Origin of the sequence: Cellulosimicrobium sp. RS (genome assembly GCF_046159675.1) — a bacterium.
Taxonomy (GTDB): Bacteria; Actinomycetota; Actinomycetes; order Actinomycetales; family Cellulomonadaceae; genus Cellulosimicrobium; species Cellulosimicrobium funkei.
The window spans coordinates 86,555-101,286 of sequence record NZ_JBJXVU010000011.1 but is presented as its reverse complement, the minus strand read 5'-3'; the positions used below and the strand labels follow the sequence as shown (position 1 = coordinate 101,286).

The 14,732-nt window shown below is 73.9% G+C and carries 12 protein-coding genes and 1 tRNA gene; 5 read left to right on the top strand and 8 right to left on the bottom strand.

All coding sequences use genetic code 11. The annotated features are described in order from the left end of the window. The first annotated feature begins 177 nt into the window (after window positions 1–177). Entirely contained in the window at window positions 178–693 is a 516-nt protein-coding gene (locus ACI769_RS16590) for a DUF4190 domain-containing protein (RefSeq protein ID WP_051028544.1), read from the top strand. A 91-nt stretch (window positions 694–784) separates the two neighbouring features. On the opposite strand, the gene ACI769_RS16585 is transcribed toward ACI769_RS16590, so the two are convergent. The 6 genes from ACI769_RS16585 to ACI769_RS16560 all read right to left on the bottom strand — a co-directional run bounded on the left by ACI769_RS16585 (window position 785) and on the right by ACI769_RS16560 (window position 8,881). Further along, entirely contained in the window at window positions 785–1,636 is an 852-nt protein-coding gene (locus tag ACI769_RS16585) for a formylglycine-generating enzyme family protein (protein ID WP_409142022.1), read from the bottom strand. Window positions 1,637–1,869: 233 nt separating this feature from the next. After that, a tRNA-Ala gene (locus ACI769_RS16580) sits at window positions 1,870–1,942 on the bottom strand. A 64-nt stretch (window positions 1,943–2,006) separates the two neighbouring features. Then, window positions 2,007–3,233, bottom strand: coding sequence for a hypothetical protein (locus ACI769_RS16575; protein ID WP_171468296.1), 1,227 nt, complete (start codon window positions 3,231–3,233; stop codon window positions 2,007–2,009). A gap of 61 nt (window positions 3,234–3,294) precedes the next feature. Further along, entirely contained in the window at window positions 3,295–3,945 is a 651-nt protein-coding gene (locus ACI769_RS16570) for a GNAT family N-acetyltransferase (RefSeq protein WP_043657664.1), read from the bottom strand. Between the two features lie 166 nt (window positions 3,946–4,111). After that, entirely contained in the window at window positions 4,112–6,568 is a 2,457-nt protein-coding gene (locus ACI769_RS16565; protein WP_043657662.1) for a GH36-type glycosyl hydrolase domain-containing protein, read from the bottom strand. A 72-nt stretch (window positions 6,569–6,640) separates the two neighbouring features. Further along, complete coding sequence (locus ACI769_RS16560) at window positions 6,641–8,881, bottom strand: NTP transferase domain-containing protein (RefSeq protein WP_114552968.1); 2,241 nt, start codon at window positions 8,879–8,881, stop codon at window positions 6,641–6,643. Between the two features lie 180 nt (window positions 8,882–9,061). Here ACI769_RS16560 and ACI769_RS16555 point away from each other — a divergent pair, with 180 nt between their 5' ends. Continuing rightward, window positions 9,062–9,694, top strand: coding sequence for a 5-formyltetrahydrofolate cyclo-ligase (locus ACI769_RS16555; protein WP_034654285.1), 633 nt, complete (start codon window positions 9,062–9,064; stop codon window positions 9,692–9,694). A gap of 72 nt (window positions 9,695–9,766) precedes the next feature. Here ACI769_RS16555 and ACI769_RS16550 read toward each other — a convergent pair whose 3' ends face one another. Further along, entirely contained in the window at window positions 9,767–12,310 is a 2,544-nt protein-coding gene (locus tag ACI769_RS16550) for a penicillin acylase family protein (protein WP_409142021.1), read from the bottom strand. Window positions 12,311–12,599: 289 nt separating this feature from the next. On the opposite strand from ACI769_RS16550, the gene ACI769_RS16545 reads away from it, so the two are divergent. The 3 genes from ACI769_RS16545 (at window position 12,600) to mscL (ending at window position 14,442) form a co-directional block, all read left to right on the top strand. Further along, entirely contained in the window at window positions 12,600–12,914 is a 315-nt protein-coding gene (locus ACI769_RS16545) for an FmdB family zinc ribbon protein (protein WP_034654287.1), read from the top strand. 183 nt (window positions 12,915–13,097) lie between these two features. Next, window positions 13,098–13,823 carry an SAF domain-containing protein gene (locus ACI769_RS16540; protein WP_085388671.1) on the top strand — a complete coding sequence of 242 codons (726 nt, stop codon included), beginning with the start codon at window positions 13,098–13,100 and terminating at the stop codon, window positions 13,821–13,823. A gap of 130 nt (window positions 13,824–13,953) precedes the next feature. Beyond that, window positions 13,954–14,442: a large conductance mechanosensitive channel protein MscL gene (mscL, locus tag ACI769_RS16535; RefSeq protein WP_186325306.1), complete on the top strand. Its 489-nt coding sequence runs from the start codon at window positions 13,954–13,956 to the stop codon at window positions 14,440–14,442. A 29-nt stretch (window positions 14,443–14,471) separates the two neighbouring features. On the opposite strand, the gene ACI769_RS16530 is transcribed toward mscL, so the two are convergent. Next, a complete protein-coding gene (locus tag ACI769_RS16530) occupies window positions 14,472–14,732 on the bottom strand; it encodes a hypothetical protein (RefSeq protein WP_144723056.1) in 261 nt (86 codons plus the stop codon).

Below are 14,732 nucleotides of genomic sequence, written 5' to 3'. Positions count from 1 at the left end.
GCGCGGCTCGCCGACCGAGGGATGTGAGGGACTCGTGATGGTCGGACCCGGCCGGCCGCGGGGTGGCGTGACCCCCGCCACCCGGACCAGCCGCCGGGCGCGCCGCGGAATCACAGGGCGGGCGGCGCCCCCGACCGGCATACTGGGCAGGCCCTGACCGAACGCCGAGGAGATCGCATGTCGACCCCCGACCAGCCCGACCAGAACCCGCAGCAGCCCGGCGGGACGCCGTCCGGCCCGCCCGCCTACGGCGCGCCGCAGCCCGGCGAGCCGCAGCAGCCGCCGCAGGCCCCGCAGTACGGCGCCCCGCAGGCCCCGCAGTACGGCGCCCCGCAGGCGCCCCAGTACGGCGCACCGCAGGCGGGCGCCCCGTCGTACTCCGCCCCGGGCCAGGACCCGGGCAAGACGATGGGGATCGTCGGCCTCGTGCTGTCGTTCCTCGGCTGCCTCTCGATCGTCGGCCTGATCCTCAGCATCGTGGCCTTCAACAAGTCCAAGAAGGCGGGCTACAAGAACGGCCTCGCGCTCGCCGGCATCATCGTCGGCGCGATCGTGCTCGTCCTGACGATCATCGGCTCGATCGTGTTCTTCAGCACCGTCGGCGCCGTGACGCAGGAGGTCCTCGACGCGTGCTCCGGCGTGCCCTCGGGCACGGTCGTCGAGGTGCGTGGCGAGCCCGTCACCTGCCCCTGACCTCGTCGCGGCCACGCCGCTCCGCGAAGGCCCTCACCGCTCGGTGGGGGCCTTCGTCGTCCCCGGGCGCCAGCGGGTCACCGACCCGCGGTCAGCGGACGTCCGCGGCGCAGCGGAACCCGAGGTGCGTCGTCGCGCTGTCGTCGGACTGCGCGGACCGCGCCGCGGGCCGGTAGCGGCGACAGTACTCGGGCGCGCACAGGTACGAGCCGCCCTTCGTCACGCGCAGGACCTCCGGCGACGTCGTGGGGCCCAGCAGGTTCGGTCGTCCACCGGCGTCGGGCCCGCGCGTGCCCGGGACGACGTGGCGCGGCGTGAACGTGTCCGCCGTCCACTCCCACGTGTTCCCGATCAGGTCCACGAGCCCGTACCCGTTCGGCTCGTACGAGCCGACGGGCGACGTCCCGCCCCAGCCCGCGTCGTCGTACGGGAACCGGCCCTGCCACGTGTTGGCCATCAGGCGTCCGCCCGGTGCGAGCTCGTCGCCCCACGCGTACTCCGCGTCGTCGAGACCACCCCGTGCGGCGCGCTCCCACTCGGCCTCGGTGGGCAGACGCCGCCCCGCCCACTCCGCGTAGGCCGAGGCGTCCTCGAACGCGACGAGCACCACCGGGTGGTCCGGCCGGTCGTCGACGCCCGACCCCGGCCCCTGCGGCGACCGCCACGACGCCCCGGGCTGCCACCGCCACCACTGCCGCCAGTCGCGCAGGTCGACCGGGCCCGCCGTCGAGGTGAACACGAGACCCCCGGGCACCAGGTCCGCCGGGTCGGCCCCCGGGAAGTCAGCCGGGTCGAGCGGACGCTCCGCGACCGTCACGTACCCGGTGTCCGCGACGAACGCCGCGAACTGCGCGTTCGTCACCGCGTGCCGCTCCAGGAGGAACGGCTCCACCTGCCGGTCGTGGGCCGGACCCTCCTCCGGGTAGTGCCGGTCCGAGCCCATGCGGAACGTCCCGCCGGGGACCGGGACCAGCACGGTGAGGGTCACGTCGCCAGGATAGGTGCGGCGCGCACCGGCGGCACGGCGGCCACCGCGCTCGCCTCGCTCGCGCGCCGCGAGGTCCACTCGACGTCGGCGGCAGCGCGAGGGCCGCGATCAGGGCAGGGGGCCCCGAGAAAAAGACGAGACCCTCGCCGTCTCAGGTCGTCGACCTGGTCTGGCGAGGGTCTCTCCGGTGGAGCTAGGGGGATTCGAACCCCCGACCTTCTCATTGCGAACGAGACGCGCTACCAACTGCGCCATAGCCCCTCAAGCGAGGAACAGATTAGCACCCCGAGGGCGGGGTCTCGCAAACCGGCCGCCCCCAGGGGGTCTACTGCCCTGCCGCCCGACGGCGCGCCAGGATCTCGTTGAGGTCCAGGCCGAGCGTCTCCGTGGACGGCTTGCGCTCGTCGCCCGCGGCCGGGGTCGGGGCGCCGGACCGGGCGTCGGCGGCCACCACCGGCTCGACGCGGGCCGGCACCGTGGGCGAGACGACGTCGTCGTCCGTGAGCGGGGCGGGCTCGCGGCGGGGCGCCGTGGGCTTCATGGTGTACGTCGGCGGGGGCACGGGCACGGGGTCCCACGCGCGGCCCGTCGGGACGCGCTCCGCGTCGACGGCCTCGACCTCGACGACCGGGGTCGTCTCGCGAACGGTGGTCGGGTCGTCGGCCGCTGGGGCGGGCTCCTCGGACGCGGGACCCTCGGCCGGACCGGACGCGGTGGCCCGCTCGCGGGACGACGCGCCCGTCGTGGTCGGCGCGCCGGCGTCCGCGGAGGCCGCGGCGTTCGCCCGCGCGAGGTCCTGCGGCGTGACGCGCGGGATCATCTGCGTGCTCACCTGCGACCCGTGCACGGCGCGCCCGGTGACGCGCGGGCGCGCACCCCGGGGGGCGGGCGGTGCGCCGAGCACGGCGCCGCGCGCCGCGCGGGCCGCGGCACGACGCTCGGCCAGCCACGCGGCGTCGGACCGCTGGGCGGCGAGCACCGCACGACGGCCGAGCACGAGCACGAGCCCGAGGAACGCCGTCGGGACCACGCCCGCCCACCACGGGACGAGCCCGAGCGCGACGACGACCCACACCCCGACGGTCGCGAGGAGCAGCACGACCGTGAGCGCGAGACGACGGCGCGCGGCGGCGGCGCGCCGCTCGAGGAGCTCGAGGCGGGACTGCTCGGAGGCCGGCTGACGGCGCGGCGGTGCCCCGCGCGAGGGTGACGCGCTGACGGTGCTCCCCATGGCGTGCGTTCCCTCCTCGTCGTGCGTCCGGCCCTCGGGCCGGCTCTGCGTCCCGGCTGCCCCGAGCAGGGGGCGCCCGCCGGCTCCGGCGGGACCGGAGGCGATCGCCGCGACGGTCGTGACGCCGTCGAGCCGGGCGTCCCAGCGGTCGAACCCCCCGCCGCCCGGGCCGGCGACGGCCAGGACGCGCAGGGAGCCGGAGAAGCGGTCGTCCGTGCGCGCGTCCAGCAGCTGCTGCCGGTGACGCACCCGGTGCGGGACGTAGAAGCCGACCCACAGCAGGAACACCGCGAGCGCGACGATCCCCGAGGCCGATTCCACATCACGACCGTAGGCGAGGCCTGCGGCCACGCTCCGCACGCGCCCCGGCGTGTCGGGCGGCTCAGATGCTCTCGCGGCGTGTCGCCTGCCAGCGCGCGAGGAGGCCGTCCGGGACCTCCTCGCTCGTGACGGCGAACGTCCGGTGGTCGCGCCACTCCCCCTGGATGTGCAGGTAGCGCTCGCGGACCCCCTCGTCGCGCAGCCCCAGCTTCTCCACGACGCGCAGGCTCGGGCCGTTCTCCGGGCGGATGTTGATCTCGATCCGGTGCAGGCCGAGGATCGTGAAGCAGTAGTCCGTGGCCATCGCGACGGCGGTCGGGATGACGCCGCGGCCCGCGACGTGCTCGCTCACCCAGTAGCCGATGCTCGCGCCGCACAGCGAGCCGTACGTGATGGACGACACGGTGAGCTGGCCGACGAGCTCGTCGTCCAGCTCGACGGCGAACGGCAGCGACGACCCGGCGCGCGCCTGCGCCGAGAGGACCCGGACGTACTCCGCGAACGTGGGCGGCCCGCCCGGCGTGCCGGGGCGCGGCGACGTGCCCTCCCAGCGCTCCAGCCAGTCCGCGTTGCGCGCGCGCAGGCGCATCCACGCGTTCGCGTCCCGGCGCCGCAGCGGACGCAGGACCACGGACCCGCCCAGGGTGTCGTCCCGCAGCGTCACGGGCCACGGCTTGGCGACGGTCCAGCCGCGCGCGATCTTGTGGGTCATGCGGCGGTGTACCGTCCTCGGCCTGTCGGTGGGCTTGGCGACGAGGACCGGCGGTGCGCCCGGCCCTCGGTGCACAGGGTGACACCACCGGGCGCCCGCGCGCCACCGACCGGTGACGCGGGCATCCGGTGGTGTCCCCCTGCTCAGACCCCTGCTCGGCCCGTCCTCAGCCCAGCGTGACGACGACCTTCGCCTCCGTGCCCGCGGGCAGCGCCGGGATCGGGGTCGCCGGGTCGTGCTCGACGCCGTCGACCGTCACCGAGCGCACGCCCTTCGACACGTGGTCCGGGTTGCGGACCTCGATGTCGTAGACGGCGCCGCGCCACTCGCGACGCACCTCGAACCCGTCCCAGTCCTTCGGGATCGACGGGTCGACGACCAGGCCGTCGAGCGCGAGGCGGACGCCGAGCACGTACTTGGTCACGGCGGTGTACATCCAGCCGGCCGTGCCCGTGAGCCACGGGTTCTGCGCCTTGCCGAACCACTCGTGGTCGCGGCCGTAGAGGAACTGGACGTACGCGTAGGGCTCCGCCCCGCGGACCTCGATGTTGTCGTTCTGGTGGTACGGCAGGATCGCGTCGTAGAACTGCACCGCCTCGTCGCCGCGGCCCAGCATCGCCTCGGCGATGATCGGCCACGCGTTCGGGTGGGAGAAGATCGCGGCGTTCTCCTTGATGCCCGGGTACACGCGCGTCACGAAGCCGACCGTGTCGTCGACCTTCGTGAACGCCGGCCAGTTGAGGTGGTTGCCGTACTCGGAACCGAGGAGCTCGCGCACCGCGTCCATCGACGCCTCGCCGCGCTCCTGGCTCGTGATGCCCGCGATGACGGGCCACGCCTGGTGCTCGAGGAAGATCTTGCCCTCGTCGTTCTGCGCCGAGCCGATCTTCACGCCGTCGCGCGTGTACCCGCGGATCCACCAGCGCCCGTCCCAGAGCTGCGAGTCCGCGACCTTCGCGATGCGCTCGCGCTCCGCCGTGAACCGCACGACGTCCGCCTCGGCGCGCTCGTCGCCCGCCGCCGCGAGCGGCTCCGCGACCTCGAGGAACGCGCCGATCGCCCACGCGTGGAGGAACGTCACGAGCGACGTCTCGCCGCCGCCGAGGTTGAGGCAGTCGTTCCAGTCGGCGCGCAGGCCAAGCGCGACGCCGTTCTGGCCCACCTGCTCGGCGGAGAACTCGAGCGCGCGGACGAGGTGGTCGTAGACGGTCGCGGGCGTGCCCTCGGCGAACGGGATCTCCAGGTCGAGGAACGCGCGGTCGCCCGTCTCCTTGACGTACTCCACGACCGACGGCACGAGCCACAGGTGGTCGTCGGAGCACGTGTCCTCGAGGCCGTGGATGAGGTCCTTCGGGTCGACCGTCGGGACGATCGTCGGCGACGGGACGTCGGGCAGCTTCTCCGCGTCGGGGTCGAACGCCTTGGGGTCGAACAGGTGCAGGCCGTAGCCGGCCTCCGTCTGGGCCCGCAGGAGCTCGACGATGCGCTGCCGCGTCTTCGTTGGGTTCGAGTGGATGACGCTCATGACGTCCTGCGCCGTGTCCCGGTAGCCGAGCCCGGCGCGTCCGCCCACCTCGACGAACGACGCGAACCGCGACCACACGACGCACGTCTCCGCCTGGAGCAGCGTCCACGCGTTGATCATCGTGTTCATGCCCTCGTGGGGCGTGCGGATGCGCAGCTTGTCCTGCTTGGCGCGCCAGTAGTCGCGCAGGCGCTCGCGCTCGTGGTCGACGGCCGCGACGTCCGAGTACTTCGCCTGGATCGCGCGACCGGCCGCGTCGCGCGAGCCGTAGCCGAGCATGAAGACGAGGCGCTTGGTCTCGCCCGGCGCGAGCGTCACCTTGTGCAGCAGCGCGCCGCAGTGGTTCTGCGTCGTCGCGCTCGCGTTGGAGCCCTCGCCCCGCTCGATCGCGACCGGGTTGCTCTCGGTGCGGTACGGGCCGATGAAGCTGTCGCGCAGCGAGTCGTACGACGACGGCGTCTCGCTCGACGCGAAGTAGTGGTACGTCCAGGGCTCGTAGTAGAAGTCGTACTCGATGATCCCGTCCTCGTACGAGGAGCCGGACGCGTAGAGCGACATCTGCAGGTTCTGGTTGTCGATCGTGATCGTGTGGAACGAGAACTCCACGTACGACCCGACGGTGAGCTCGCGCACCTCGTCCGTCGTGTTGGTGACGCGCACGTCCCACAGCTCGACGTCGTCGTCGAGCGGGATGAAGACCGTCTGCTCGGCGTCGATGCCCTTGTACTCGGAGCGGAAGGTCGTGTAGCTCAGGCCGTGGCGCGTGGTCCAGCGCCCCGCGCCGCCGGCCGGGTCGAGCTCCTCGTCCGGCCCGACGAACGGCTTGCCGACCGGCTGCCAGGACACCGACCAGTAGTCGCCGTCCGCGTCGTCGCGCAGGTAGACGTAGTGCCCGGGGCGGTCGAGCGGCACCCCGTTCTGGCGGAAGCGCGAGATGCGCCCGTACTGCGAGCTCTTGTAGTACGAGTACCCGCCGCCGTGGTGCGACAGGACCGTGCACATGTCCCGGGTGCCGAGGTAGTTCGTCCACGAGACGGGGACGTCGGGGCGCTCGACGACGTACTCGTCGTGCGCGGTGTCGAAGTGGCCGTAGCGCATCGTTGCTCTGGTTCCTGTCTGGGGTGGGGCTGGGGGCTGGGTGCGGCGGGGTGCCGGGTGGGGGCGCGGGCGTCAGACGCCCGCGGTGACGAACCCCTGCAGCCACTCGAGGAGCTCGGCGGCCTTCTCGGGGGTGTCCGCCTCGACGAACATGCGCAGGACGGGCTCGGTCCCGGAGAACCGCAGGAGCGCCCAGTTGTCGTTCTCGAGGAGGATCTTGGTGCCGTCGAGGTGGGAGACCGAGACGACCGGGTACGGCCCGACGTGCGTGAGGGGCTGCGCCTCGAGCCGGCGCGGCACCTCGACGCGCATCTCCGGGGTGGCCGGCACGCCCGCCTCGAGCGTGTACAGGCGACCGGTGATCTCGTAGAGCATCGCGCGCAGCTCGGAGATCCGCTTGCCCGTGCGCGCCAGCATCTCGGCCACGAGGGCGCACGCGAAGATGCCGTCCTTGCCGAGGATCCAGCCGCGGATCGTCAGGCCGCCGGACGACTCGCCGCCGAGCACGGCGCCGATCTCCGCCATGCCCGCGGTGACGTGCTTGAACCCGACCTTGACCTCGCGCGACTCCTCGCCGAAGTGCGCCGCGAGCCGGTCGAGCAGGTGCGTCGTCGCGAGGTTGCGCACCACGCCGCCCTTCTCCCCGCGCACCTCGTGCAGGTACCAGTACAGGAGGAGGAGCAGGTCGTTCGTCGAGATGTACTCGCCCGTCTCGTCGACGATCCCGATGCGGTCCGAGTCGCCGTCCGTCGCCATGCCGAGGTCGTAGCGGCCGCCGCCCTGCTGGATCATCGTCACGAGCGTGCTGAGGCGCTGGAGGTCCGGTGCCGGCGCGACGCCCCCGAACAGCGGGTTGTGCGCCGCGTGGATGAACTCCGACCGCACGCGCATGTCGGACAGGATGGTGCCGAGCGTGAGCTGGCTCGTGCCGTACATCGGGTCCACGACGACCTGCAGGTCCGAGCCGCGCACGGCCTCGACGTCGATGATCCGCTCGATCGCGTCGACGTACGGGTCCGTGAGCGACCGGTCGACGACGACGCCCGTGCGGCGGGCCACGTCGATGTCGAGCGTGATGACGTCGTCGACCGACAGCGCGTTCGCCTCGTCCTGGTAGCGGTCCGTCTCGTCGTCGAGCGGGAGCGAGCCGTCCTGGCGGAACACCTTCATGCCGTTCCACTCGGGCGGGTTGTGGCTCGAGGTGACGATGATGCCGTAGGCCGCCCCGAGGTAGGGCGCGGCGAAGGTCACGAGCGGGGTCGGGACGTCGTCGGGCAGGAGCGTCACGGCGATGTTGTTGCCCGCGAAGACCTCGGCCGCGGCGATGGCCGACTCGCGCGAGAGGAAGCGGCGGTCGCCGCCGATGACGACGCCCTTCCCGTCCAGCCCGCGGCGGATCGTCTCGTTCGCGATGGCCTGGCACAGCCGGCGCACGTTGGCGAGCGTGTAGCCCTCGCCGATGACCGCGCGCCAGCCGCCGGTGCCGAACACGATCTTCGTGTCCGTGTTCTTCTTCGGCACGAACAGGCGCTTGAGGACGATGTCCGCCGCCTGGGCTAGCTCGTCCGGGGTGTTGATGCCGCGGACCTCGTCCACGTCGACGATGCGGTACGACGAGATGCGCTTGCCCGCCCCGATGACGCGGCGCGCGAGCTCGGTGAGCCGGTGCTCGCCGTCGGCCGCCATGCGCTCGAGCTCGCCGAACAGCAGGCGGGGCGCCGCGACGTACGCGCCCACGTTGATCTCGGTGCGCGGCTCGGGCGCGGCGTCGGCAACCTCGGACGACTCGAGGATCGCCGTGATCTCGCCCCCGGCGCGGACCACGCGCCCGTAGCCGTCCGGGTCGTCCACGACGGCGGAGAGCAGCGACAGGTCCGCGCCCGTGAGGGTGTGGCGCGTCAGCAGCCCGAGCAGCGACTCGGAGCGCAGCAGCGGCGTGTCCGCGTAGGCGACGAGGACCGGCTCGTCGACGCCCGGCCCGAGCACCGACGCGATCGCCTCGCGCGCCGCGAGGACCGCGTCGCCCGTGCCGAGCGGCGACTCCTGCTCCACGTAGACGACGTCCTCGCCGAGCAGCTCGCGCACGGTCGGGTCGTCGGGCGACACGACCACGACGATGCGGCCCGCGTCGACGACGCGGCGGACGTTCGCGACCGCCAGCTCGACGACCGTCGCGTCGCCCAAGGGCCGCGACAGGAGCTCGCGCGACGCGTCGTCGTGGCCCGCGGCGAGCACGACGGCGGCACGACCGGTCCTCGGGTGGGCGCCCCCTCGTGGGGTGGTCTCGGTGGGGTTCGCGGTCGTCGCGGTCATGGCGTCCTCACTGTCGGCACCTCTGTCGGACGGCGACCCATTTGTCAGGAGTCCGAACTACTGGCTCCCTCCGATCATAGGCACCCGGGACGCGTCCGCGGAACCCGCTCCGGGCCTCCGGGGCCGAAGGTCACCCGCGCGGCGTCGGCGCGGACGCGCGCGCCGGGTGACAATAGGGACATGAGTGGCCCGGTCCAGCCATACCCCCTGCACGGAAGCATCGAAGCCGAGGACGCGAAGGAGATCCTCCGCAAGGCCATCCGCACCCACCGTCAGGCGCGGTCGGAGCGGCTCCGCAAGGAAGCGGACGCCGCCATCGCCGACGTCGTCGAGACCATCCCCGAGGTCGCCGCCGCCACGTGCGTCGCAACCTACGCCGCGCGCCCGGGTGAACCCGGCACGTCGGCGATGCTCGAGCGCCTCGCCGCGCGCGGCGTCCGCCTGCTGCTCCCCGTGCTCGGCGCGGGGCTCCAGCGGGACTGGGCGGTCTACGACGGGCCCGCCGACCTCCAGGTCCGCGCGCCCGGGCGCCCGCCCGAGCCCGGCACCCCGACCCTGGGTCCGGAGGCCATCGCCGAGGCCGACGTCGTCGTCGCGCCCGCGCTCGCCGTCGACTCGCGCGGCGTCCGGCTTGGCCAGGGCGGCGGGTGGTACGACCGCGCGCTCGAGCACGTGCGCCCCGGCACCAAGGTCGTGGCCGTCGTGTTCCCGGAGGAGGTCTACGACGCGAGCGACCGACCGCTCCCGGTCGAGCCGCACGACCGCACGGTCGACGCCGTCGCGACGCCCCTCGGCTGGCGCTGGCTGCCGTAGCGGGCCGCGCCGTCCGCCCTCACGCCGTCCGCCACCGCGCCCGCGCACGGGGCGGAGGCGCCGGCGGCTCCGCTACGGCACGAGGGTGAGCTCGTCCTTGCTCGCCTCGGCGACCGCCTCGGTGGAGAACGGCCACGCGTACGTCTCGCCGCGGGACCAGGTCTTCAGCTGGTCCGCGTAGTGCTTCGACGCCGGGTGCCCGGAGGTGCCCGTGACGGTCACCCACGTCGAGCGGTCGAGGTCGCCGAGGTCGACGACCATGCGCATCGACGGCCCGGCCGTCACGTCGAACGACCCGGACGCGGCGTCCCATGCGGTCGCGTTGACGATCGACGACCCACCGGGCATGCCGACCGGGGTCGGGTTGACGTAGTCGCGCACCGGCCCCGGGATCGACTCGCCGCCCAGCACGGGGTGCTTCAGGGCGAGCACGTGGATCTTGCCCCACGCCCAGTCCGACGGCTGCTTGCTCTGCTCGACGGTGAGGTCGAGGCGCGCGGAGACGAGCGCCTGCGTGAGCACCTCGTCGCGCGTCTCGACGACGCTGACGGTCTGGCGGTCGTCCCAGAACGGGTCGGTCGGGTTCTCGAGGAGGTTCTGCACGACGGCGAGCCAGCGGCTGCCGCCACCCGGCCGCGCCGACTCGGGCAGGTCGTCCCAGAAGGTGAGCTGGAGCAGGTTCCGCCACACGGCCGCGAAGTACGCCGCCGCGGCGGAGTCGGTGTCGGTCCGGTAGTCCCAGTCCGCGAGGAGCTGCTGGCCCTCGGCGGCGAAGTCGTCGTCGATCTCCTGCTCGAGCAGGGCCTGGACGAGCACCTCGGCGTACGGGCTGCGGTCGTCGACCTGGATCTCGTTCATCGTGTCGACGTCCACGGTGCGCCCGGCCGAGATCTCGGCCTCCAGGAGCTGGCGGATGCGCTGCGAGCGGTACCCGTAGTCCCAGTCGGTCGTGAGGAACGGCGCGACGCCGTCCGGCAGCACCGCCTGGTTGGCGGCCACGATGAAGCCCTCGGCCGGGTCCACGACGCGCGGCATCTGCTCGCTGGGGACGTAGCCCTGCCAGTCGTAGCGCTCGTCGGAGCCGTCGCGCGGCCACGTGCCGTCGGAGGGCACCTCGGCGTCGGGGACCGCCTGGCGGACCGGGATCTTCCCGGGCGCCTGGTAGCCGATGTGGCCGTCCGCCGTCGCGAAGACGATGTTCTGGGCGGGCACCTCGAAGAGCGCGGCGGCCGCCTGCATGTCCTCGGCGTCCTGCGCGAGGTTGAACGCGAAGACGGCGTCGGCGGTGCGGCCCGGCTCGAGCGCGGTCCACTGGAGCGCGACGGCGTACTCCCCCAGCCGCGTGTCCAGCGCGGGCGTGTCGACGGCCGCGTCCGTCGCCGGGATCGCCTCGGAGACGATCGGCCCGTGGAGCGTCGAGCGGACCTCGATCTCGATGTCGTCGCCCCCGGCGACGCGCAGCGTCTCGGTGCGGGACTCCAGCGGGACCCACTCGTCGCCGCGGAGGTAGGTGTCGTCGCGCACGCGCTCGACGAAGAAGTCGGTGACATCGGCGCCCATGTTCGTCAGGCCCCAGGCGAGCTGGGCGTTGTGCCCGATGACCACGCCGGGGAAGCCGGCGAACGAGAAGCCCGCGACGTCGAACCCGCACGCCGGGGAGACCTCGTTGCAGTGCAGCCCCACCTGCGCCCAGATACCGGGTGCCCCGAGGGCGAGGTGCGGGTCGTTCGCGAGGATCGGCTTGCCCGACGCCGTGTGCTCGCCGGAGACGACCCACGAGTTCGAGCCGGTGCCCTCGCCGCGCCCGATGAGCACGGGGACGGCGCCGAGCGCGCGGTCCGCGGCCTCGAGCGCGGCCTGGAGGTGGTCGGAGCCGTACTCGGCGCGGGCCTGCGGGCCCAGGTCGAGCGCGACCTCCTGCGGGTTCTCGAGCTCGCCGGGGTCGAGGATCGGCGCGTTGAGCTCGGACGGGTAGGCGGGGAACAGCTCCGCGACGCGCGCCGTGTCCTGGAGCGTGCCGTAGGCCAGCGCGCGGTCGAGCTCGTCGTCGTAGTTGCCGCGCAGGTCCCAGGCCATCGCCTTGAGCCACGCGAGCGAGTCGACCGGGTCCCAGGGCTCGGGCTCGGCGACGTCGACTTGCAGCCCCAGCACCGTGTACTCGAGCGCGATCTCCGACGGGCTGCGGTCCTCCAGGTAGGCGTTCACGCCCTCCGCGTACGCCTGCAGGTACGCCTTCGTCTCGGGGGAGACGACGTCCCACTCCTCCTCCGCGACCTGGCGCCAGCCGAACGTGCGCGTCACGGTGTCGGCGGCGATCGCGTCCGGGTTGTCGCCGACGAGCTCGGCGAGCCGCCCCGACGTGACGTGCCGGCGGTAGTCCATCTCGAAGAAGCGGTCCTGCGCCTGGACGTAGCCCTGGGCGCGGAAGAGGTCCTCGGGGGTGTCGGCGTAGATCTGCGGCACGCCCTGGGCGTCGCGCAGCACGGTCACCTCGCTGCCGAGGCCGGGCACGGAGATCTCGCCGGACGCCTGCGGGAGCGGGCGCCGGACGGTGACCACGACGAACGCGGCACCTGCGACGAGCGCGACGACGAGCAGTGCCGCCACGCCGATCAGGACGCGCCGTCGCGTGGACCGGCGACGGCGCCGCGGCGGGGCCGCGGCCTCGCCCGGGGTCGCGGGGTCGGCACCGGTGGCGGGGTCACCGGCGGGGGCCTCGGCGGGTTCGTGCGCAGACACGGATGCGAGACTACCCCGGCCCTGCCCGGGCGCCGGTCCGCGTATGATTAGCACTCGGAAGTTTCGAGTGCCAGGCGGTGTTGACACCGTCGACCAGGCCGAGACCGTCCCGATCCCGACCCGCCGGTGGCCGCCTCGACGGCCGTCTCGTGAACGAGGAGAACCCGTGCCCACCTACGCCTACACCTGCACCGCCTGCGGTCACGCCTTCGACATCCACCAGTCGTTCAGCGACGACGCCCTCACGGTGTGCCCCGAGTGCTCGGGCCGCCTGCGCAAGGTGTTCTCCTCCGTGGGCGTGACGTTCAAGGGTTCCGGCTTCTACCGCACGGACTCGCGGTCCGGCGGGAAGACGTCGACGGCGCCCGCCGCCTCGACGTCCAGCACGTCCTCGTCCTCGTCGTCGTCGGCGGGGTCGTCCTCGTCGTCGGGCGGCACGGGCTCGGGCGGCGCGTCGAGCAGCTCTGCCGCGTCGTCCTGACCTGACGCGGCGCCGTCGGGTCGCTCTCCCCTGACGCGCCCGGGCTCCGTCGTGGCACCGCACCGGTGCGCGGCCGACCACAGCGGGTCGGTCGGCTCACGGTGCGCGGCCCGCGTGCCGCGTCGTCCACAGACCGCCGCGCACCGCGGCCACCGGCTCGCCGCGCGCGGCTACGGTCGCGCCATGCCTCGCTCCTCCCGCCCGCCCGACCCGTCAGCCCACCCCGGCCGCGCCGCCGCCCGACGGCGGCTGCTGCACGGCCTGTGGTGGCGGTCCCGGTTCGTGGTCGCCGCGCTGTGCTGCGGGCTCGCCGCGTCGGTCGTCGTCGGTGCGCTGCGGCCCCCACCCCCGCCGACGGCTCCCGCCGTCGTGACGGCCCGCGCCGTGCCGCCCGGCACCACGCTCGCGGCACCCGACGTGCGGGTGGACCACGTCCCGGCCTCCCTCCTGCCCGCCGGGGCACCGGCCCGGGCCGACGACGTCGTCGGACGCCGCGCGACCGTCGCCCTGCCGGAGGGCACGCTCCTCCAGGACGGCCTCGTCGGCGGAGGAGAGCTCGCCGCCGGGGCGCCCGACGGGACCGTGGTCGCCCCCGTCCGGCTCGACCCGGGCGTCGCCGCGCTCCTCGAGCCGGGCGACCGCGTCGACCTGCTGGCCGCGGGCGACCCCGCGCTCGCCCCGGCACCCACGGAACCCGCGGAGACGGGGTCCGCTCCCCCGGACGACCCGTACCTGGCCCGCGCCGCGGTCGTCGTGCCGGCACCCGAGCCCGACGACGGCGGCGGCCTGCTCGGCACCGGTGGGTCAGGCTCCGACGTCGTGACCCTCGTCGCGGTGCGCCCCGAGGAGGCCGTCCGGCTGGCGGCGCGGTCCGGGCACGCCCCGGTCACGGCCGTCCTGGTCCCGTGACGACTCCGTGAGACCGCCGACCCGCCGGGCGAAGCCGTTGCCGGTCGCCGCGCCCGTTGGCAGGATCACGCGTGCACGTGTCGTGGCGCCGCCGCCACGCGTGCCCGTCGACAGGAGAGGGAAGCAGCACATGAAGGGCGTGTTCCAAGGGTTCAAGGAGTTCGTGCTCCGCGGCAACGCGATCGACCTGGCGGTCGGCGTCGTCATCGGGGCCGCGTTCTCCGGGGTCGTCACGGCGATCGTCGAGGACTTCATCAACCCCCTCATCGGGGCGATCTTCGGCAAGCCCGACCTCACCGGCCTGTGGGACATCACGCTGCGCGCGGGGAACGAGGCGAAGGACATCCCGCCCTCCGTCATCTCCGTCGGCGGGGTCCTCAACGCGATCCTCCAGTTCCTCATCATCGCCGTCGCCCTCTACTTCGTCATCGTCCTGCCGATGAACAAGCTCGCGGAGCGCCGCAAGAAGGACGAGGAGCCCGAGCCCGAGGCACCTGCCGAGGACGTGCGCGTGCTCCAGGAGATCCGCGACCTTCTCGCCGCCCAGGCCGGCAGCGGCCCCGGCGCGGCGCCCGGCGGGACGACGCCCGGCGGGCCGACGCCCCCGCGGCACCTCTGACGCCGCTCAGCCGGTCGCCCGGCGAGCCGTCAGTGGCGCCCGTAGTGGGGCGGCACGTCGCCCAGCAGGCGGTCGTCGTTCTCGCCCGGCACGCCGCGGCGGGGGGCTGACTCGTCGCCCCAGCCCTCGGCCCGCTCGTCGGCGCTCGTGCCGGGCACCACCGTGCTCTCGGTCCCCCGCCGCACGGCCCGCCGCGGACGCCGACGGCGCCCGGCCTCGGGCTCGGGACGGTCGCGCCCGTCGTCGGGTAGGTGCGACGGGTTGGGGCTCGGGTCGGCGGTCGTGCTCAC

What these genes read in the sequence shown, in the direction of transcription:
- ACI769_RS16590 (WP_051028544.1), top strand. Translation starts at nt 178, where the DNA reads ATGTCGACCCCCGACCAGCCCGACCAGAACCCGCAGCAGCCCGGCGGG.
- ACI769_RS16585 (WP_409142022.1), bottom strand. Translation starts at nt 1,636, where the DNA reads ATGGGCTCGGACCGGCACTACCCGGAGGAGGGTCCGGCCCACGACCGG.
- ACI769_RS16570 (WP_043657664.1), bottom strand. Translation starts at nt 3,945, where the DNA reads ATGACCCACAAGATCGCGCGCGGCTGGACCGTCGCCAAGCCGTGGCCC.
- ACI769_RS16565 (WP_043657662.1), bottom strand. Translation starts at nt 6,568, where the DNA reads ATGCGCTACGGCCACTTCGACACCGCGCACGACGAGTACGTCGTCGAG.
- ACI769_RS16560 (WP_114552968.1), bottom strand. Translation starts at nt 8,881, where the DNA reads ATGACCGCGACGACCGCGAACCCCACCGAGACCACCCCACGAGGGGGC.
- ACI769_RS16555 (WP_034654285.1), top strand. Translation starts at nt 9,062, where the DNA reads ATGAGTGGCCCGGTCCAGCCATACCCCCTGCACGGAAGCATCGAAGCC.
- ACI769_RS16540 (WP_085388671.1), top strand. Translation starts at nt 13,098, where the DNA reads ATGCCTCGCTCCTCCCGCCCGCCCGACCCGTCAGCCCACCCCGGCCGC.
- mscL (WP_186325306.1), top strand. Translation starts at nt 13,954, where the DNA reads ATGAAGGGCGTGTTCCAAGGGTTCAAGGAGTTCGTGCTCCGCGGCAAC.